This window comes from Novosphingobium sp. (assembly GCF_027531025.1).
GTDB lineage: Bacteria > Pseudomonadota > Alphaproteobacteria > Sphingomonadales > Sphingomonadaceae > Novosphingobium.
In genome coordinates, this window is sequence record NZ_JAPZQX010000003.1 from 45924 (window position 1) to 64848 (window position 18925).

Annotated in this window: 17 protein-coding genes; 10 read left to right on the forward strand and 7 right to left on the reverse strand. The window is 64.8% G+C overall.

Features of this window, described 5'->3' with window-relative positions; genetic code table 11:
• The first annotated feature begins 135 nt into the window (after positions 1-135).
• From O9281_RS03285 to O9281_RS03315, 7 genes are all read left to right on the forward strand, one after another.
• Positions 136-1476, forward strand: coding sequence for a DUF418 domain-containing protein (locus O9281_RS03285; protein ID WP_298182689.1), 1341 nt, complete (start codon positions 136-138; stop codon positions 1474-1476).
• Positions 1477-1561: 85 nt separating this feature from the next.
• Positions 1562-3826: a S9 family peptidase gene (locus O9281_RS03290; RefSeq protein WP_298182691.1), complete on the forward strand. Its 2265-nt coding sequence runs from the start codon at positions 1562-1564 to the stop codon at positions 3824-3826.
• A complete protein-coding gene (locus tag O9281_RS03295) occupies positions 3823-5187 on the forward strand; it encodes a putative 2OG-Fe(II) oxygenase (protein WP_298182692.1) in 1365 nt (454 codons plus the stop codon). Before O9281_RS03290 ends, O9281_RS03295 begins: the two co-directional genes overlap by 4 nt.
• Before the next feature lie 29 nt (positions 5188-5216).
• A complete protein-coding gene (locus O9281_RS03300; RefSeq protein ID WP_298182694.1) occupies positions 5217-6242 on the forward strand; it encodes an aspartate-semialdehyde dehydrogenase in 1026 nt (341 codons plus the stop codon).
• A 3-nt stretch (positions 6243-6245) separates the two neighbouring features.
• A complete protein-coding gene (locus tag O9281_RS03305; protein WP_298182696.1) occupies positions 6246-6857 on the forward strand; it encodes a DUF2238 domain-containing protein in 612 nt (203 codons plus the stop codon).
• Entirely contained in the window at positions 6857-7609 is a 753-nt protein-coding gene (locus O9281_RS03310) for an alpha/beta fold hydrolase (protein ID WP_298183896.1), read from the forward strand. Before O9281_RS03305 ends, O9281_RS03310 begins: the two co-directional genes overlap by 1 nt.
• Before the next feature lie 94 nt (positions 7610-7703).
• On the forward strand, positions 7704-9515 hold the full coding sequence (locus O9281_RS03315; protein WP_298182698.1) for a M2 family metallopeptidase: 1812 nt from the start codon (positions 7704-7706) through the stop codon (positions 9513-9515).
• A 3-nt stretch (positions 9516-9518) separates the two neighbouring features.
• On the opposite strand, the gene O9281_RS03320 is transcribed toward O9281_RS03315, so the two are convergent.
• From O9281_RS03320 to rpsF, 5 genes are all read right to left on the reverse strand, one after another.
• Positions 9519-9998 (reverse strand): GNAT family N-acetyltransferase, encoded by a 480-nt coding sequence (locus O9281_RS03320; RefSeq protein WP_298182700.1) that lies wholly within the window; start codon positions 9996-9998, stop codon positions 9519-9521.
• Positions 9999-10036: 38 nt separating this feature from the next.
• Positions 10037-11470 carry an AMP nucleosidase gene (locus tag O9281_RS03325; RefSeq protein ID WP_298182703.1) on the reverse strand — a complete coding sequence of 478 codons (1434 nt, stop codon included), beginning with the start codon at positions 11468-11470 and terminating at the stop codon, positions 10037-10039.
• Between the two features lie 118 nt (positions 11471-11588).
• The gene (gene rplI, locus O9281_RS03330) at positions 11589-12197 is read right to left on the reverse strand and encodes a 50S ribosomal protein L9 (protein WP_298182706.1); all 609 of its coding nucleotides are present in this window, start codon (positions 12195-12197) and stop codon (positions 11589-11591) included.
• A gap of 13 nt (positions 12198-12210) precedes the next feature.
• The gene (rpsR, locus tag O9281_RS03335; protein WP_147090592.1) at positions 12211-12435 is read right to left on the reverse strand and encodes a 30S ribosomal protein S18; all 225 of its coding nucleotides are present in this window, start codon (positions 12433-12435) and stop codon (positions 12211-12213) included.
• 3 nt (positions 12436-12438) lie between these two features.
• On the reverse strand, positions 12439-12801 hold the full coding sequence (gene rpsF, locus O9281_RS03340) for a 30S ribosomal protein S6 (RefSeq protein WP_298182709.1): 363 nt from the start codon (positions 12799-12801) through the stop codon (positions 12439-12441).
• A 191-nt stretch (positions 12802-12992) separates the two neighbouring features.
• Here rpsF and O9281_RS03345 point away from each other — a divergent pair, with 191 nt between their 5' ends.
• Positions 12993-13958: a DUF808 domain-containing protein gene (locus O9281_RS03345; protein WP_298182712.1), complete on the forward strand. Its 966-nt coding sequence runs from the start codon at positions 12993-12995 to the stop codon at positions 13956-13958.
• Here the strand turns inward: O9281_RS03345 and O9281_RS03350 are convergent.
• The gene (locus O9281_RS03350; RefSeq protein ID WP_298182715.1) at positions 13947-15551 is read right to left on the reverse strand and encodes an AMP-binding protein; all 1605 of its coding nucleotides are present in this window, start codon (positions 15549-15551) and stop codon (positions 13947-13949) included. The two genes, O9281_RS03345 and O9281_RS03350, sit on opposite strands and share 12 nt — an antisense overlap.
• Before the next feature lie 53 nt (positions 15552-15604).
• Positions 15605-17035, reverse strand: a complete 1431-nt coding sequence (gene murC / locus O9281_RS03355; protein WP_298182717.1) for a Mur ligase family protein — start codon at positions 17033-17035, stop codon at positions 15605-15607.
• Between the two features lie 54 nt (positions 17036-17089).
• Between murC and O9281_RS03360 the strand changes: the two genes are divergently transcribed.
• Positions 17090-17902, forward strand: coding sequence for an LD-carboxypeptidase (locus O9281_RS03360; RefSeq protein WP_298182719.1), 813 nt, complete (start codon positions 17090-17092; stop codon positions 17900-17902).
• 45 nt (positions 17903-17947) lie between these two features.
• A complete protein-coding gene (gene fabD / locus O9281_RS03365; RefSeq protein ID WP_298182722.1) occupies positions 17948-18883 on the forward strand; it encodes an ACP S-malonyltransferase in 936 nt (311 codons plus the stop codon).
• Positions 18884-18925 lie beyond the last annotated feature (42 nt).

The window sequence follows — 18925 nt, forward strand, 5'->3', positions numbered from 1 at the left end:
TCGCCCGATCAGCGCTGAATTCGAAAGGGCTCCAACCGCTGGTTGGGGCCCTTTCTGTACCGGTATCGGAATGTGAGTTGCTGTAGTAATACACTATGCTAGTATACCTCTTCCTTTTGGATGGGGAGAGTTTGTATGACAGGGCAACAGGGCCTCGCAACGGGCCTAGCGCCCGTGCGCGGCAAGGACCGCATCGCCGTGCTCGACGTATTGCGCGGCTTCGCGATTTTGGGGATCTTCTTCATCAACCTTCCGGCCATGTCAGGCCCGCTTACGGCCATGTTTGCCGACTTTCGCACGCTGGGCTGGAGCCGGGCCGACCAGCAGATCTGGCTGTTCCTCGAAACCTTCCTGGAAGGCAGCCAGCGCGGCATGCTCGAAATGCTGTTCGGTGCCGGGCTGATGATCACCGCTGCCAAGGCAATGGAACCCGATGGTCCGGTGAGCGTGGCCGATCTCTACATCCGGCGCAACCTGTGGTTGCTGCTGTTCGGGCTGATCAATATCTTCGGGCTGCTGTGGCTGGGCGATATCCTGCACATCTACGCTTTGTGTGCGCTTGCGCTGTTTCCGTTCCGCAAGCTGAAGGTCCGCTCGCTGCTGATTCTGGGCCTCGCTCTTGCGACATTCATGTCGGTGATCGGCGGTATCGAGTATGTCAGCCGCGGCGAGCTGCAGCAAACCCACAAGGTCGCGGTCGAAAAGCAACAGAATGGCCAGAAGCTGACCACCGAAGAAGCCGACGCGATCAAGGAATGGGACAAGATCATTGCCCGGGCGACCGGCCAGGAACCGGAGATCCAGAAGCTTGCCAGGGACGAGGTAAAGGCCCGCGCCGGCTCGTTCGGGGACTATGCCGAATTCTTGACCTCCACTTATGTCACGCTCGTCAAAAAGGGTTCGCTGATTGGCGGGATTTTCGAGGCATTCAGCGTGATGCTGATCGGGATCGCACTTTGGAAACTGGGCTTCATCCAGGGGCAGCGCTCAACCCGGGACTATTTGGTCGTGCTGGTGCTGGCTTACGGGTTTGGCCTCACCGCGCGCTATGTCGGCGGGCTTGAGCGAATGACGTTCCAGCCGATCCCCAAGACGCTGTGGATGACGCACGAATATGCCCGCATTGCGGTATCGCTGGGCCATATCGCGCTGATCAACCTGCTGATGCGCTTTGCCCCCGGCCGGGCCGCGCTGAAGCCGCTGATCGCGGCCGGGCAAATGGCTTTCTCGCTCTACTTCCTGCAACAGTTCATCGGCATCTACGTGATGTATTCACCGATCGGACTGCGACTGCCGGGCGGCCAAGGCTGGGCTTACACCTCGGCGCTTGCCGGAATGATCGTGATCGGCCTGCTCGTCTTCGCCAATCTGTGGATGCGCTGGTTTGCCAGCGGCCCGCTCGAGTGGGTCTGGCGCAGCCTGACCTACTGCCGGATGCAACCGTTCCGTCGTCGCGCACTTGCTGCGACAGGGTGAACCAGCCCACTGGCGCTGGCCGCAAAGCTGGTTAGAGAGGGGCGTCCCGCATCACCGGGGCGCCCCTTTCTTCGCGTGAGTCCCGATGTCGCCGATTTCCCGCCTGCTTGCCGCCAGTGCGCTTGCTGCCCTGGTTCCTGCCATCCCCGCCCTTGCCCAGACCACTTCGGAGAGCGCCGTGCCCGCTGCCGCCCAGTCGCTGACCATTGAACGCGTCTTTGCCAGCCCCAGCCTGTCGGGTTCCGTCCCGCGCGGGGTCAAGCTGTCGCCCGATGGCCGCTGGCTGACCCTGCTGCGCAACCGGCCGGACGATCGCGAACGATTCGACCTGTGGGGCTTTGATCGCAGCACCGGCCAGTGGACCATGCTGGTCGATTCGCTGAAGCTGGGTTCGGGGCGCGAACTGTCCGAAGCCGAAAAGATGCAGCGCGAACGGCTGCGGATCGGCGACCTCAAGGGTATCGTCACCTATGAATGGGCCGCCGACAGCAAGGCGATCCTGGTGCCGCTGGATGGCGACCTCTACCTCGCCCGGCTGGATGGCCCGGTGCAGCGCCTGTCCGACACACCCGAGGACGAGCTGAACCCGGCACTCAGCCCCAAGGGCGGCTATGTCTCCTTCGTGCGCGGGCGGCGGCTGTGGACCGGGACGGTCGGCGGAACGGCCAGCGCAGTCACGCCTGAGGAAGCGTCAGAGACGGTCAGCTGGGGCGAAGCCGAATTCGTTGCGCAGGAGGAAATGAGCCGCATCACCGGGTATTGGTGGGCACCCGATGACAGCCGGATCGCGGTGCAACGCTTCGATGAAGCGAAGGTGGCCGTGGTCACCCGCGCCGCGATCGGGGCCGAAGGGACCAAGACCTATGCCCAGCGCTATCCGCTGGCGGGCACTCCAAACGCCGAAGTGGCCCTGTTCGTGCAGAAGCCCGATGGCACCGGGCGGGTGGAAGTGGACCTGGGGCCTGACAAGGACATCTACCTTGCCCGGGTCGATTGGGCACCGGATGCCAAGACGCTTTATGTCCAGCGCCAGAACCGCGCCCAGACCCGGCTCGACATGCTGGCGGTCGATCCGGCCACCGGCAAGAGCCGGGTGCTGTTCACCGAGACCGCGGCCGAGGGCCACTGGATCGATCTTTCCAACAGCTACCGCTTCCTCAAGGACGGCAGCCTGGTCTGGTGGTCACAGCGCGATGGGTTCGGGCACTTGTGGCACTTCCGCCAAGGCAAGTGGCGGCAGCTGACCAAGGGCGAATGGGTCGTCACCGGGCTGGTCGGGGTGGACCAGGAAGCCGGGAAGGTCTTTTTCACCGGGACGAAGGACGATGTCCGGGCCCACCAGGTCTATGCGCTTGACCTCAAGGCACCGGGGAAAATCGCCCGCCTGACCGATCCGGGCTTTCATCATAGTGCGGGCATGGACAAGTCCGGCAAGTCGCTGCTGATCACGCGCTCGGCGCTGAACCAGCCGCCGCAGGTCTACCTGGCCGATCAGAGCGGCAAGCGGATTGCCTGGGTGGAAGAAAACAAGCTGGATGCCAGTCATCCCTATGCGCCCTACCTTGCCAGCCACCGTCCGACTGAGTTCGGGACCATCAAGGCGTCAGACGGCACCGTGCTGCACTGGAACATGATCACTCCGCCGCTGGAGCCGGGCAAGCGCTATCCGGTGTTCTTTTCGCACTATAGCGGGCCGAGCACGCAGGAGGTTCTGAAGGCCTGGATGAACCCGCTGGCCCAGGCCGTGGTCGACAAGGGCTATATCTGGTTCGAAATCGACAATCGCGGATCGGACAATCGCGGCGTCGATTTCGCGAAGCAGCTCTATCGCGCCATGGGCGGGGTCGAAGTGGAAGACCAGCTGGCCGGTGCGCAGTTCCTCAAGACGCTGCCCTATGTCGCGGCGGACAAGATCGCGACCTATGGCTGGTCCTATGGCGGCTACATGACGCTCAAGATGCTTCAGGCCAACCCGGGGGTCTATGCCGCCGGGATTGCTGGCGCGCCGGTGACCAAGTGGGAGCTTTACGATACCCACTATACCGAACGCTACATGGGCGATCCCGGCCCGGACATGAAGGGACCGGACGCGGCGGCCTATGACAAGGCCAATGCCATGGCCGATGCCGCGAAGATCAGCGATCCGTTGTTGCTGATCCATGGCATGGCCGACGACAACGTGGTGTTCGAACATTCATCGGCGCTGATTTCGCGGCTGCAGGCCAATGCCGTGCCCTTCGAGATGATGCTCTATCCCGGCTTTACGCACCGGGTTGGCGGGCCGAAGGTGGGCAAGCACATGTGGGAGGCGATCTTTGCCTTCCTCGAACGCAACGGGGTGAAGCCGTGAACCGCACCCTGGGCATTGGCCCGGTCGGCGTGCCCGCGCAGGCCGATGCCCTCCATCGCCAGCTTGCGGCCAATCCGGGCGACCGGATTTCGCGGCACAACCTGGCGGTCGAGCTGCGCAACCTCTGCCGCAGCGAAGAGGCGCTGGTCGAGATCGAGCGCGCCTGGGCCGATGGCCTGCACTATGCGGAAACGGCGGTCATGCGCGGCAACCTGCTGGCCGATGCCGGGCGGTTCGACGAAGCGATCGAGGCCTATCGCGAGGCGACGCGGATCAAGCCCGATCTGATCGAGCCGCACGTCGTGCTCGCCAGCCTGCTGCCGCAGCTGGGGCGCAAGGACGAGGCGCTGGACACCTTCCACGAGGCGCTGCGCCGCGTGCCGGAGAATGGGCCGATCTGGGCCCAGGCAATGGTCACGGCGCGCGGTCACGGGAACTATGCGCAACTGCTGGACTGGACCGCTGCGGCGGAAGCGCGCTGGGGCCAGGACCCGCTGATCGAGACCTATCAGGCCATCGCGCTGAGCGGTCTGGACCGCGATGCCGAGGCGCTGGCCGTGGTCGATGGGCTGCTGGCGCGCGAGCCGAACTATTCCGGGGCCTTGACCACGCGGGCGCACATCATGCTGCGACAGGGTGATCCCGCCGCCGCTGCCCTGGCCGCTGAGCGCGCGGCCCAGCTGGTGCCGACCGACCAGGCCGCCTGGTCGCTGTTGGGGGTTGCCTGGCGGCTGCTCGACGACCCGCGCGAACACTGGTTGTGTGACTATGACAACCTGGTCATGCCGATCGACATCGGCACCGATCCGGATATCCGCGCGGTGCTGGAAGGGCGCCATGCCGTCTCCGCGCAGCCGGCCGACCAGTCGCTGCGCGGCGGCACGCAGACGCGCGGCAACCTGTTCGAAACGCTTGATCCGGTGATCCTGGCCCTGGCCTTAGCCCTGCGCAATGCGGCGCAGTCGCGGATCGCCCAATTGCCGCATGATCCGAAGCATCCCTTCCTGTCGCGCAACACCGGGGAGATCAGTTTTCCCACCTCGTGGTCGGTCCGCCTCAGGAGCGAAGGCTTCCATGTCAGCCACATCCACCAGGTCGGCTGGATGAGCAGCGCCTATTACGCCAGCCTGCCGCCCGAAGTGGCCGCGGGCAGTGGGCAGGGCGCGCTGGCTTTTGGCGTGCCAGATGCCGCGCTCAAGCTCGACCTGCCGCCGCGCCGCGTGGTGCAGCCCAAGGAGGGCACGCTGGTGCTGTTCCCGTCCTACCTGTGGCATGGCACGACCCCTTTCGAGAGCGAGCAGCCCCGCATCACTGTCGCCTTCGACATGCTGCCGGTGGACAATGGCGGCGGGCAGGGCTAGCCGCTGCGACCGTTCAACAGGAGATTGGCATGGGTTACCGGGTGGTAGTGGTCGGCGCGACGGGCAATGTCGGGCGCGAGATGCTGAACGTGCTGGCCGAGCGCGAATTTCCGATCGACGAGTTGGCGGCAGTCGCCTCGTCGCGCTCGACCGGAGACGAGATCGAATTTGGCGAGACCGGGCGGATGCTCAAGGTCCGCAACGTCGATCATTTCGACTTTGCCGGCTGGGACATTGCGCTGTTTTCGGCAGGGTCCGATGTCTCGAAGGCCCATGCGCCGCGGGCGGCAGCAGCAGGCTGCGTGGTGATCGACAATTCCAGCCTCTATCGCATGGACCCCGACGTGCCGCTGATCGTGCCCGAGGTGAACCCCGATGCGATCGACGGCTACAAGGCCAGGATGATCATCGCCAACCCCAACTGCTCGACTGCGCAGCTGGTCGTTGCGCTCAAGCCTTTGCACGACGCGGCCAGGATCAAGCGGGTGGTCGTGGCGACTTATCAGTCGGTCTCAGGCGCGGGCAAGCAGGGGATGGACGAGCTGTTCGAGCAGAGCCGCAACATTTTCGTCGGCCAGGCCAATGAGCCGGTGAAGTTCACCAAGCAGATCGCCTTCAACGTGATCCCGCACATCGACAGCTTCCTGGATGATGGCTCGACCAAGGAAGAATGGAAGATGGTGGTGGAGACCAAGAAGATCCTCGATCCCAAGATCAAGGTGACCGCCACCTGCGTGCGCGTGCCGGTGTTCGTCGGCCACAGCGAGGCGATCAACCTGGAGTTCGAGGACGAGATCAGCGCCGAGCAGGCCCAGGACCTGCTGCGCGAAGCCCCCGGGGTGATGCTGATCGACAAGCGCGAGGACGGAGGATACATCACGCCGGTCGAATGCGTGGGCGATGGGGCAACCTTCGTTTCTCGCGTGCGCGAAGACCCGACTGTCGACAACGGCCTCTCGCTGTGGTGCGTGTCCGACAACCTGCGCAAGGGGGCTGCGCTGAATGCGGTACAGATCGCCGAATTGCTCGGGCGCCGGCACCTCAAGAAAGGTTGAGGTTTGTCCGGCATCCCGATTTCGCAGCGCTGGATGCTGGGCGCGATCGCGCTGGGCATTCCGCTGAGCGCGATCGGGGCGATCTATCCCACCAACACCTGGCTGCAGGTTGGGCCGGTGGCGCTGCTCTTGCCCATGGCGGTAATTGCGCTGCGCCGCTGGCCGATCGGCAACCGTTCCGCCGGGTGTATCGCGGCCTTTGTCCTGCTGCACCTGTTTGCGGCGCGCTGGTCTTACAGCTTCGTGCCCTATGACACCTGGCTGGGCGGGATCGACAGCACCCTGGGGTTCCAGCGCAACATGTTCGACCGCCTGGTCCATTTCCTGTTCGGCCTCCTGGCGATCGATCCGATCGTTGAACTGGGCACGCGTTACTGGCGGCTGACGCGGCGGATGGCGCTGATCTTTGCAGTGCTGTTTGTTCTCGCCATGGGCGGGTTCTACGAGATCTTCGAATGGACCCTGACGCTCACCCTCGCCCCGGCCGATGCCGGGGCCTATAATGGCGAGCAGGGAGACATATTCGACGCGCAGAAGGACATGGCGCTGGCGGCGCTGGGCGCCCTGCTGGCCTTGCCCTTTGCCCAGCGCACTTCGCCTGAGAGGACGCAATGATGGCCGAAGCCCCGGAACTGATCCCTTCGTTTGATGGCACCCCGCTGGCGCTGCACCGGCTTGGTTCGGGGCGGCCGTTGCTGCTTCTGCACGGGCTGTTTTCCAGCGCACATATGAACTGGGTGAATTGGGGGCAGGCGCAGCTGCTGGCCGATGCCGGGTTCGAATGCCTGATGCCGGACCTGCGCGCCCATGGCGAAAGCGGCAAGCCGCACGATCCCGCAGCCTATCCCGCCGACGTGCTGGCGCGAGATACGATCGCGCTGGTCGAGGCGCTGGGCCTGACCGAGTTTGACCTGTGCGGCTTTTCGCTGGGCGCGCGCACTTCGGTGCGGGCGGTGATCCGTGGGCTGAAGCCGCGGCGGCTTGTGCTGGGTGGCATGGGGCTGGAAGGGCTGGCCGGCTGGACCGGGCGCGGCGCCTTCTTCATCGATGCGATTGATCGGTTTGACGAGGTCAAGCACGGCGATCCGGCCTTTGCCGCAGTATCCTTCATGAAGACGATGAAGGTGGATCGCGTGGCAACCCGGCTGCTGCTCCAGACCTTCAGCGATACCGACCCGGCCGACCTGGCGAAGATCACCATGCCGACGCTGGTGGTCAATGGTGACCAGGATCGCGACAACGGTTCGCCCGACCTCCTGGCCGAGGCCCTGCCCGATGCAACGCTGGTGACCGTGCCGGGCACGCACATGAGCTGCGTCACCAAGCCCGACCTCGGCCAGGCGATCCGCGACTTCCTGCTCGCCTGAAGCCGTTTGCCGATCCGGGCTTGACCCTCGCGCAGGTGCTTGCCAGCGAAGGCCATCGCCCGCTGGGCCTGTCGCTTTCCATGAGGTTGCACTGATGAAGAGGATCGTTTCGCTCGCCGCGCTCGCCACGGCGCTGGTTGCCACGCCTGCAATGGCCGAGGACGCCGCCACGCCCCAGGCCAAGGCCGATGCCTTCGTTGCCAAGGCGGAGCAGGAGTTCAACCAGAAGGTAATCGAGAGCGGCCAGGCCGAATGGATCTATCAGACCTATATCAACCAGGACAGTGCAGCGCTGACCGCTCGGGGTGAGGCTGCTCTGACCACGCTGATGGTCCGCAATGCGCTGGAAGCCGCCAAGCATTCCACCACGCCCGGCCTGTCCTTCGATACGGACCGCAAGCTGGACCGGATGCGCACCGCGATCGTCCTGCCCGCGCCAACCCGCGAAGGCGCGGCGCAGGAAATCGCCACGATCAAGGCCCGCATCCAGGGGGTCTATGGCAAGGGCAAGGGCACCCTTGGTGGCCAGCCGATCAACGGCAGCGACATCGAGGAGCGGATGGGCACCAGCCGCAATCCCGATGAGCTGAAGGAGATGTGGACCTCCTGGCATGACAATGTCGGCAAGCCGATGAAGGACGACTACGCCAAGCTGGTCACCCTCGCCAACCAGGGTTCGCAGGAGCTGGGCTTTGCCGACCTCGGCGCGCAGTGGCGCTCCAACTATGACATGAGCCCCGAGGACTTCGCCGCGCTGACCGAAAAGCTGTGGCTTGAAGTGAAGCCGCTCTACGACAGCCTGCACACCTATGTCCGCGGCAAGCTCAACGCCAAGTATGGCGACAAGGTGCAGGCCAAGACTGGCCCGATCCGCGCCGACCTGCTCGGCAACATGTGGGCGCAGGAATGGGGCAACATCTATGACCTGGTGGCCCCGCTGGGATCTGGCGATCTGGGCTTCGATGTGACCGAACTGCTCAAGGAAAAGAACTACGACCCGCTGAAGATGGTCAAGGCAGGTGAGGGCTTCTTTTCCTCGCTAGGCTTCGAGCCGCTGCCCAGGACCTTCTGGGAGCGCTCGCAGTTCGTGAAGCCTCAGGACCGCGAAGTGGTCTGCCACGCTTCGGCCTGGAACGTCGACAATATCGACGATCTGCGGATCAAGATGTGCATCAAGGTAAACGGCGACGATTTCGTCACCATCCACCATGAGCTTGGCCACAACTATTACCAGCGCGCCTACAACAAGCAGTCGCCGCTCTATCTCGACGGCGCGAATGACGGCTTCCACGAGGCCATTGGCGATGCCATCGCCCTGTCGATGACGCCGGAATACCTGGTGCAGATCGGCCTGCTCGATCGGGCCAAGGTGCCTTCGGCCGACAAGGATACCGGGCTGCTGCTGCGCCAGGCAATGGACAAGGTGGCCTTCCTGCCCTTCGGCCTGCTGGTCGACCGGTTCCGCTGGCAGGTATTCTCCGGCGCGGTGAAGCCCGAGGGCTATCAGCAGGCCTGGACCGACATGCGCCTGAAGTATCAGGGCATTGTGCCGCCCAGCCCGCGCGGGGCCGATGCCTTCGATGCCGGGGCCAAGTATCACATCCCGGCGGTGGTGCCCTATACCCGTTACTTCCTCGCCCGGATCCTGCAGTTCCAGTTCTACGAGGCTGCGTGCAAGCAGGCCGGCTGGAAGGGGCCGCTGCACCGCTGCTCGTTCTACGGCAACAAGGAAGTCGGCAAGAACCTGAATGCCATGCTGGAAATGGGTGCATCCAAGCCCTGGCCCGATGCGCTGGAAGCCTTCACCGGCAGCCGCGAGATGAGCGGCAAGGCGATGATGGCCTATTTCGCGCCGCTCAAGAAGTGGCTGGACCAGCAGAACAAGGGGATGAAGTCGGGCTGGTAAGCCTTAGCCAAGCGGGTAGAACATGGCGCATCGGCTGCCTTGGGGCATGCCGTGCGCCAGTTCTTCGGCAAGGATCGCGGCCAGCGCCGGCGTGAGTTCCGCTTGCTCAAGCGCACGAAAGCCAAGCCGCGCATAGAACGGCGCGTTCCACGGCACATTTCGAAAGGTGGTTAGTGTCGCTGCCGCAAAGCCGCGTTCCTGTGCACTGCAGAGCGCGGTCTCAATCAACGCCCGCCCCAAGCCCTGGCCTTGGGCGCCCAGAGCGACCGAGACTTCGCGGATGTGGAAACTGCCTGCGAGTTCGGTCGCGGCTAGAAATCCGCTGATCGTGCTTCCGTTTTCGGCCACCCACAAACAGCCGTCAGACAAGAATTGCGCGTGCTCATCAGCCGCAATGACCGCACCCTCGGCCAGGTGCGCGAGCCCGGACTGATTGGCAAACAGCCCCGCGGCTGATCGCTCGATCGCTGGCAGCAGCGGCAAGTCCGTTATTCGGGCAGGGCGGACGCGGGCGTCTTGCCTCAACGGAACGGCGGTTCCTTGAAGGCTCGCAGCTTGCGCGAGTGGAGCCGCTCGCCCTCGGCGCGCAGCAGGTCGCAGGCGGTGGTGCCGATCAGCAGGTGCGCGGCAATCGCTTCCTCGTAGAAGCGGTTGGCCTGGCCGGGCAGCTTGATTTCGCCGTGCAACGGCTTGTCGGAGACGCACAGCAGCGTCCCGTAAGGCACGCGGAAGCGATAGCCCTGGGCTGCGATGGTGGCGCTTTCCATGTCGATCCCGATCGCCCGGCTCTGGCTCAGGCGACGGGCTGACTGGGTATAGCGCAGCTCCCAGTTGCGATCGTCGGTGGTGGCGACGGTGCCGGTGCGCATCCGCTTCTTCAGGTTCGCGCCGGTATCGCCGCTGACCCGCTCGGCCGCCTGGGCCAGTGCGATCTGCACTTCGGCAATCGCCGGGATCGGGATCTCCGGCGGCAGCACCGGATCGAGCACGTGATCGTCGCGCAGATAGGCATGGGCCAGCACATAGTCGCCGATCCGCTGGGTGTCGCGCAGGCCGCCGCAGTGGCCGATCATTAGCCAGGCTTCGGGCCGCAGCACGGCCAGGTGATCGCAGATCGTCTTGGCGTTGGACGGGCCGACCCCGATGTTGACGAGAGTAATGCCCATCTTGTCCTCGCGGACCAGGTGATAGGCCGGCATCTGGTGGCGCCGCCAGGCCGTGTCGGACAGACGCTCGCGCGCGTTCTCGGTGGCTTCCTCAACCAGCAGGCCGCCCGCACCGGACAAGCGGACATATTCGTCCTTGCCCATTTGCTGCCCGGCCCAGTCCACGAATTCATCGACATAGCGGTGATAGTTGGTGAACAGGATGAAGCGCTGGAAATCCTCCACCGGGGTGCCGGTGTAATGCGCCAGGCGCGCGAGGCTGAAATCGGTGCGCAGGCCATCGAACAGTGCCAGCGGAATGGTCTCTTCCGGATTGGGCAATTCCATCCCGTCGGCCAGTTCGTCGCCGATCATTCGCAACTCGGTCGCCGGGAAGTGGCGGGCCAGATCCTGCGGACTGAGCGCGCCCAGGCCAGAGCTGGCATCGATCACATAGGGGAAGGGGATTTCCTGATCCGACCGGCCAACCGAAACCTCGATCGCGTAATCGTCGGCTAGCAGGGCCAGCTGCTCGGCCAGGTAATCGGCGAACAGGGCGGGGCGGGTCACCGTGGTGGCGAAAGTGCCGGGATGGGCCAGCCGGCCAAAGGCGCGGGCCAGGTCAGGCCGGGTCTCGACGCCCGAATAGGCAATCCGCAATTCCGGATAGCACCAGGCGCGGCTGGCACGGCGTTCGGCGGGGGGGAGGGTTCCGTCCGCGGCAAAGCGGGCAATGTCGGAACGGAGGGCGGCGACGGCTTCGTCGTAAACGCGGACCAATTCCGCGATGATCGTGTCTGTGTTTAGCATCGCGGGCCTTTAGACAGATCGCGATGACATTTCAATTACGTTGCCACTGAAACCTTCGCCCAACGAAAAAGGGGGCGCCGAGGCACCCCCTTGATCGTTTGGCTTAGCCGGGGAAGCCTCAGGCTTCGTCGGTCGCCTCGGCGGCCCGGGCCGGAGCCTCGGCTTCCGGTTCTTCACCGTTGCCGGCTTCGAATTCAGTCGCAGCGGCAGCAGCCTCGGCAGCGTCGTCTTCGAACATGGCGGCGATCACGTCGACGCCCTTGGCCTGCTGGTCGGCTTCGTCAGGCGAACGCGCGACGTTGACCTTGACGTTGACCGACACTTCCGGGTGCAGCGCAACCTTCACGTCGAACACGCCGATGGTCTTGATCGGGCGTTCCAGCACGATCATCGACTTCGACACGTTGGCGCCATCGGCGTTGAGCGCATCGACGATGTCACGCACCGAAACCGAACCATAGAGCTGGCCCGAGTTCGACGAGGCGCGGATCAGGACGACCGACTTGCCTTCGACGTTGCCGGCGTGGCCTTCGGCGTCGGCACGGCGGGCGGCGTTATCGGCCTCGATCTTCGAGCGGTTGGCTTCGAAGACCTTGCGGTTGGCTTCGTTGGCGCGCAGCGCCTTCTTGTTGGGCAGCAGGTAATTGCGGGCGTAGCCGTCCTTGACGGTCACGACATCGCCGATGGTGCCCAGCTTCTCGATGCGTTCGAGGAGGATGATTTCCATGGTCTCTCTCCCCTTACTTCACGAGGTAGGGCAGCAGGCCCAGGTGACGGGCACGCTTGATCGCCTGGCCCAGTTCACGCTGCTTCTTGGCAGAAACGGCGGTGATGCGGCTCGGCACGATCTTGCCACGCTCAGACATGTAGGTCTGGAGCAGGCGCGTGTCCTTGTAATCGATCTTCGGAGCGTTCTTGCCCGAGAACGGGCACGACTTGCGGCGGCGGAAAAATGCGCGGGCCATCTCTTAGAACTCCTCGCGTTCGCGGCGCTTGCTGCGCTCGCGGTCCTGCTTGCGCATCTGCACCGACGGGCCGGCTTCCAGCTCGTCGACGCGCACGGTCAGCCAGCGAATCACGTCTTCGTTGATCGCGGTCTGACGCTCCAGCTCGGCCACGGTGCCGGCGGGGGCTTCGATGTTCAGCAGCACGAAGTGCGCCTTGCGGTTACGCTTGATCTTGTAGGCCAGGTTCTTGAGGCCCCAGGTTTCGGTCTTGGTGACCTTGCCCTGATGAGCTTCGACGATTTCCGTGGCGGTGGCGGCCAGCGCATCAACCTGCGCCTGGCTCAGATCCTGGCGCGCCAGGAACACATGCTCGTAAAGCGGCATGCTATGCCTTTCATCTGTCTAACCGATCGCTGGCTGATCCGCGGGATTGCGGGGCCCCTCCGGCTTTCTTGCATCCGGAATCACTTCCGGAAGCGCGGGCCATTAGCGTAATCGGCCGGGAATGCAAGCCTTGCGGGGCGGGCCAAGGCTTGGCAAGCCATGCGCTGGTCAGCCTGAGGGGGAATACGAACATGCCAACCGGCCTGGTAGCACTGCTTGACGATATCTCGGTAATCGCCAAGGCGGCGGCCGCCTCGATCGACGACGTTGGCGTGGCGGCGGCCAAGGCCGGGTCCAAGGCCGCGGGTGTGGTGATCGACGATGCGGCGGTTACGCCCAGCTATGTCACCGAATTCACGCCAGAGCGCGAACTGCCGATCATCTGGCAGATCGCCAAGGGCAGCCTGAAGAACAAGTTGCTGATCCTGCTGCCCGCCGCGCTGCTGCTCAGCGAATTCGTGCCCTGGGCGATCACCCCGCTGCTGATGCTGGGCGGGCTGTTCCTGTGCTATGAAGGCGCGGAGAAGGTGATCGAGAAGCTGGGCGGGGCCAAGCACGGCGAAACGCTGGAAGACCCGATCGAGGACATGGCCGAGTTCGAGAAGGAGCGGATTTCGGGCGCGGTGCGCACCGATTTCATCCTCTCGGCCGAGATCATGGCGATTGCCCTGGCGGAAGTGGCGGACGAGACGCTGGTGAACCGGGGGCTGATCCTGGCCCTGGTGGGGATCGTGATTACCGTGGCGGTCTATGGCGTCGTCGCGCTGATCGTGAAGATGGACGATATCGGCCTGCACATGGTGCAGGAGCGGACCAGCGCGGCGGCCAAGGCCTTTGGCCGCGGGTTGCTGCATGCCATGCCCCGGCTGCTCACCACCCTGTCGGTGGTGGGCACGCTGGCAATGCTGTGGGTCGGCGGGCACATCCTGGTCGACGGGGCCAAGAAGCTGGGCTTCAAGCTGCCTTACGACGCGATCCACGGCGTGGAGCACATGGTAGCCGAAGCGACTGGCCCCATCGGCGATGTGCTGGGCTGGCTGACCAATTCGACGCTGTCGGGCGTGGTCGGGCTGGTGCTGGGCGCAATCGTGGCCCTGGCGATCCACAAGGTGCCGGCGCTGCTGGGCCGACATCCCGCAGCCGGTTCAGGCCACTGAACCATCCGCGCCGCCTGCCGCGATCCACTGATCGCGGAGGGCAAATTTCTGGATCTTGCCAGAACCGGTCAGTGGCCATTCCCGGACCGCGATCCAATGGCTGGGTGCCTTTTGAGCGGCGATCTGGGCGCGGCAATGGGCCTTCAGTGCATCGGGATCAAAGCTGGCTCCCTCGCGGACCCGGACGAAAGCGGCCACCGCCTCGCCCAGCCGGTCATCGGGCACGCCGACCACTGCCACTTCCGCAACGTCAGGGTGCTCCAGGAGCACGTTTTCGATTTCTGCCGGGAACAGGTTTTCTCCGCCGCGGATGATCATGTCCTTGACCCGGCCGGTAACCCGAACAAAGCCGCGCGAGTCCATCGTTCCCAGATCGCCGGTGTGCAGCCACCCCTCAGCGTCGATCGCGGCGGCAGTGGCTTCGGGGTTGTCGTTGTAACCCAGCATGACAGCATAGGCCCTGGCACAAATCTCGCCGACCTGACCGATTGCAACCGGACCCGACCCGTCGGTTGCCATGATCGCCATTTCGGTCTGGACCAGCGGCTGACCTACTGTGTGGCAGATATCGTCGAAGGCATCGTCTGGTCCGACCACGGTCAGCAGCGGGCTGGCTTCGGTCTGTCCATAAACCGTAAGGAACCGGCAGCCAAATTCGTCAGTGACGGCCCGAACCAGTTCCGGCGGGACCATCGATCCTCCCGAGCCGACCAGCCCGAGCGACGAGAGAGCGCGTGGACGGGCCTTATGTTCTTCAAGCACGGCGATCAGCATGGTCGGTACGCCCAGCAGATAGAAAACCTGCTGCGACTGCGCGAGATCGAGCATGCTGGCCGGATCGAACTGGCGCAACAGCACCAGGGTGCTGCCATGCTGCACGGCACCCAGTACGGCAATCGCGCAGCCCGCCGTATGGAACAGTGGCATGGCGTTGATGTTGACCGAGCCAGGCGGCAGCCCGGCCTTGAGATTGAATATCCGGGCGTTGTTGGTCAGCCCCAGGTGATGCAGGACTACGCCCTTGGGATTGCCGGTGGTGCCGGAAGTGTACTGGATCTGCGCCGGATCGTGGGGCTGGACTTCGGGCAAGGGCGGTACCGGGCCAGCTTTTCGGTATAGCGCAGCAGGATCTTCGATATCGGTAACCTCGCGCAGGCCGGGCAGGTCCCGGACCACCTCGGCAGCGATGGCTTCCATCGGGTTGCCGCGATGGTTCCTGACCAGCATCAGGCCCGCAGCGTTCGATTGCCGCAGGACATAGGCCAGTTCGCGCGCCTGATAGCCGGGGTTGACTGTCACCAGGGTCAGCCCGGCCAGCGCGAGCGCAAATTCGAGCAGCACCCATTCCGGGGCATTAGGCGCCCAGATTGCCACGCGCTCGCCGGGCGAGAAGCGGGTCAGCAGCGCACCGGCGAGTTCCTCGCTTTCGGCCAGCAATTCGGCATAGGTCCATTGCCGATCAGCGGTTGGCCCATCGGCGGAAATCAGCGCAGTCCGATCAGGCCAGCGGGCGGCGGCTTCCCGCAGCACCGAACCGACCGTGGTTGGCAGCAGCGGGACATCGTCCCGCAGCGGAAAATGCGATTGCGTCAAGTTTACCTGATACACGGCTATCTCCCCCCGCACCTGCGGCGGCCCGATGGCCCCTATGGCAGGCGCGCCAGCACGCTCCGGGCAAATTGGCTGAGCGTGTCGTCCCGCGCCCCCATTATCACTATCCGGTCACCGGCACGAGCAAGTTTCACCAGCCGTTCCTCGCAGTCAGCCCGGTTTGACACGTAATCGGCCGTACCGCCATGTTCGCGGATCAAGTCGACGATCCGCTCGCTGCCCACGCTGCGATCGGTTGTTCCGCCGAAATAGACCGGATCGCACAGGATCGTCCGGTCATCCGGGCCGAGCAGCCGGGCAAAGACCTCCGCCAGTTCATGTCCCATCTGTTTGAGCGGGCCATAGCCGTGCGGCTGGAAGAAGGCGACCACGCGGCCGGGATGGGCCTTGAGCGTGCGCAGGGTAGCCGCGCACTTTTCCGGGTTGTGCCCGAAATCGTCGATCACGGTGATGCCGGACGGACTGGTGCCGACAATCTCGAACCGGCGGGCGAGACCGGCGAAGCTTCTCAGCGCCGCAACGGCTGCGCTGACCGGTACGCCCGCAGCGCTGGCGGCGGCAATCGCGGCCAGCGCGTTTGACAGGTTGTGGCGCCCTGGCAGGCTCAGCCGCAGCGCGTGGCGAGTACCGTCACGGGTGTCGATCACATCGGCGGCGATGCCGACGGGGCTCTCGCTGATGCTGTCCTCGTCGCAGGTCAGATCGGGGGAATGACCGAGGCCGAACGTGAGGATCTGCACATCCGCCGCGTCGTCGCGCAGTGCGAGGCGCAGCTGAAGGTCATAGCATTCGCGGTCATCGTCGTTGAGCACCACAACCTTTGCCTTGGCGGCGAAATCGTCGAACAGGTCGCGTAGTTCTTCGAGGCTCTTGTGATCCAGGCTGATGTTGTTCACAACCGCGACCTGCGGTCGATAAAGCGCGATCGAGCCGTCGCTTTCGTCAACTTCGCTGACAAAGACCTCGCCCTGGCCGACCCGTGCGCTGGCAAAGGGGGCATCGGGCGCGGCGTAGTTCTTCATCACCGCGCCGTTCATGATCGTTGGATCGCGGCCGGCACAGTCCATGATCCAGCCGATCATCCCGGTGACCGTGCTCTTGCCGCTGGTGCCGCCAACGGCAATGCGAGCGGGCGCGGCGTTGAACAGGCGGGAGAGCAGCTCCGCCCGGCTCATCCGCGCGCAGCCCAGCTCGCGGGCGCGGATCATCTCCGGCACGGTATCTTCGATGGCGGCCGAGGCGACGAGGATCTGGTTGGCCGAGACCAGACCGCTGCCGTCCTGCGGAAACAGGGTGATGCCCAGGCTTTCCAGCCAGGCGAACTTCTCGGGCGTGCGGCCCTGGTCGCGGCTGCGGTCCGATCCGGCCACCTCGGCGCCATGGCCCTTCAGGATCAGCGCCAGCGGCAGCATGCCGGAGCCGCCGATGCCGCAGAAGAACCAGGGGTGGGTGGTGAGATCGTCCATCGGTTCTCCGGTATGCGCCCTTGCCTCGCCTGACAACCGGGTTAGGTAAGGATCATGCTCAACGTCGCCATCTGCGCCCCGTCTGCCGCCTTTGCCAGGGAAGATGCGGATCGCGTGCTGGCGCTGGCTGCGGCCGAGTTTCCGGGCGTGAGGCTGCATTTTCATCCGCAATGCTTTCTCAGCGAAGGCCATTTCGCCGGGTCGGACGCGGCGCGACTGGAGGCGTTAGTTGAATGCGCCAACGATCCCGCCTTTGATGCGGTGTGGTTCGCGCGCGGTGGCTATGGGGCGATGCGGATCGCCGAGGATGCGCTTCACCGCTTCGATCACGCCGCGCAGGACAAGCTGTTCCTGGGCTATTCGGATGGCGGCACGCTGCTGGGCGGACTTTATCGCCAGCGGTTCGGCCATCCGGCCCATGCACCGATGCCGGCCGACATCCGCCGCGCCGGGGGCGAGGCGGCGGTGCGGCGCACGCTGGCCTGGCTGAGCGGGGATCGTTCGGGCGCGGAGCCGTCACTCGATGGCAAGCCCACCGTGGCCTTCAACCTGATGACGCTGGCCATGCTGTGCGGCACCCCGTTGATGCCAGGGCTGGCGGGCCATGTTGTGCAGGTGGAGGAGGTAAGCGAGCACCTCTATGCCGTTGACCGGCTGTTCTTCCACCTCACCGCGCACCTTGGCGGCATTGCCGGGCTGCGGCTGGGCCGGGTTGGCGACGTGCCGGAAAACGACCGTCCGTTTGGCGCCACTGCAGAGGAAATCGCCCGCCACTGGTGCGCGCGCCATGCCATCCCGTTCCTGGGTTCGGCGGACATCGGCCACGATATCGACAACAAGATTGTGCCCTTCGGGCTTGCCCGCTGAAGCGCCAACCAATAGGCGCGGGGGCATCAGGCAATGGAGAGGACCATGCGAGCATTCGTTTTCCCCGGGCAGGGCAGCCAGAAGGTCGGCATGGGGGCTGACCTGGCCGAAGCCAGCCCCGCCGCGCGCGAAGTGTTCGAGGAAGTGGACGATGCGCTAGGGCAGAAGCTCTCCGCGATCATGCGCGAAGGGCCGGAAGATGTCCTGACCCTGACCGAGAATGCCCAGCCCGCGATCATGGCCAACGCGATCGCCGTGCTGCGCGTGATGGAGCGCGAAGGCGGGATCACCCTGGCCGAAAAGGCCGATTTCGTCGCCGGGCACAGCCTAGGCGAATATACTGCGCTCTGCGCCGCCGGGGCCTTCAGCCTGGCCGATACGGCCCGCCTGCTGAAGCTGCGCGGCCAGGCAATGCAGGCTGCCGTGCCGGTGGGCGTGGGGGCGATGTGCGCACTGCTGGGTGCCGATATCGACAAGGCCCAGAAGCTGGCCGAAGCCGCCGCCGAGGGCGAGGTTTGCACTGTCGCCAACGACAATGACCCCACCCAGGTCGTCCTCTCCGGCCACAAGGGCGCGATCGAGCGGGCCATCGCCATGGTCAAGGACTTCGAGATCAAGCGCGGCGTGGCCCTCCCGGTTTCGGCCCCATTCCACTGCCCGCTGATGCAGCCCGCCGCCGATGCCATGGCCGAAGCGCTCGGCAAGACGCTGCCGGGTGCGCTGCGGGTGCCGCTGTTCGCCAATGTCACCGCCGCCGTGGTCAGCGATCCGGCCGAAGTCCAGCGCCTGCTGGTGGAACAGGTCTGCGGCCGCGTCCGCTGGCGCGAAAGCGTGATCGCCATGCAGGCCGCCGGGGTGGACAGCTTTGTCGAGCTGGGCGGCAAGGTGCTGGGGCCGATGATCGGCCGCAGCGTCAGCGATGTAACCGTGACCAGCGTGGTCGGCATGGCCGATATCGAGGCGCTGGCAAAGGCGCTGTGATTGGCCTAGCTTGGCTTTGGCAGGCGATGCCAGGGAGCAGAA

Bases quoted from the DNA above. Each gene is read 5' to 3' on its own strand.
- O9281_RS03285 (WP_298182689.1), top strand. From the start codon at position 136: ATGACAGGGCAACAGGGCCTCGCAACGGGCCTAGCGCCCGTGCGCGGC.
- O9281_RS03290 (WP_298182691.1), top strand. From the start codon at position 1,562: ATGTCGCCGATTTCCCGCCTGCTTGCCGCCAGTGCGCTTGCTGCCCTG.
- O9281_RS03300 (WP_298182694.1), top strand. From the start codon at position 5,217: ATGGGTTACCGGGTGGTAGTGGTCGGCGCGACGGGCAATGTCGGGCGC.
- O9281_RS03310 (WP_298183896.1), top strand. From the start codon at position 6,857: ATGGCCGAAGCCCCGGAACTGATCCCTTCGTTTGATGGCACCCCGCTG.
- O9281_RS03315 (WP_298182698.1), top strand. From the start codon at position 7,704: ATGAAGAGGATCGTTTCGCTCGCCGCGCTCGCCACGGCGCTGGTTGCC.
- O9281_RS03325 (WP_298182703.1), bottom strand. From the start codon at position 11,470: ATGCTAAACACAGACACGATCATCGCGGAATTGGTCCGCGTTTACGAC.
- rplI (WP_298182706.1), bottom strand. From the start codon at position 12,197: ATGGAAATCATCCTCCTCGAACGCATCGAGAAGCTGGGCACCATCGGC.
- rpsR (WP_147090592.1), bottom strand. From the start codon at position 12,435: ATGGCCCGCGCATTTTTCCGCCGCCGCAAGTCGTGCCCGTTCTCGGGC.
- rpsF (WP_298182709.1), bottom strand. From the start codon at position 12,801: ATGCCGCTTTACGAGCATGTGTTCCTGGCGCGCCAGGATCTGAGCCAG.
- O9281_RS03345 (WP_298182712.1), top strand. From the start codon at position 12,993: ATGCCAACCGGCCTGGTAGCACTGCTTGACGATATCTCGGTAATCGCC.
- murC (WP_298182717.1), bottom strand. From the start codon at position 17,035: ATGGACGATCTCACCACCCACCCCTGGTTCTTCTGCGGCATCGGCGGC.
- O9281_RS03360 (WP_298182719.1), top strand. From the start codon at position 17,090: ATGCTCAACGTCGCCATCTGCGCCCCGTCTGCCGCCTTTGCCAGGGAA.
- fabD (WP_298182722.1), top strand. From the start codon at position 17,948: ATGCGAGCATTCGTTTTCCCCGGGCAGGGCAGCCAGAAGGTCGGCATG.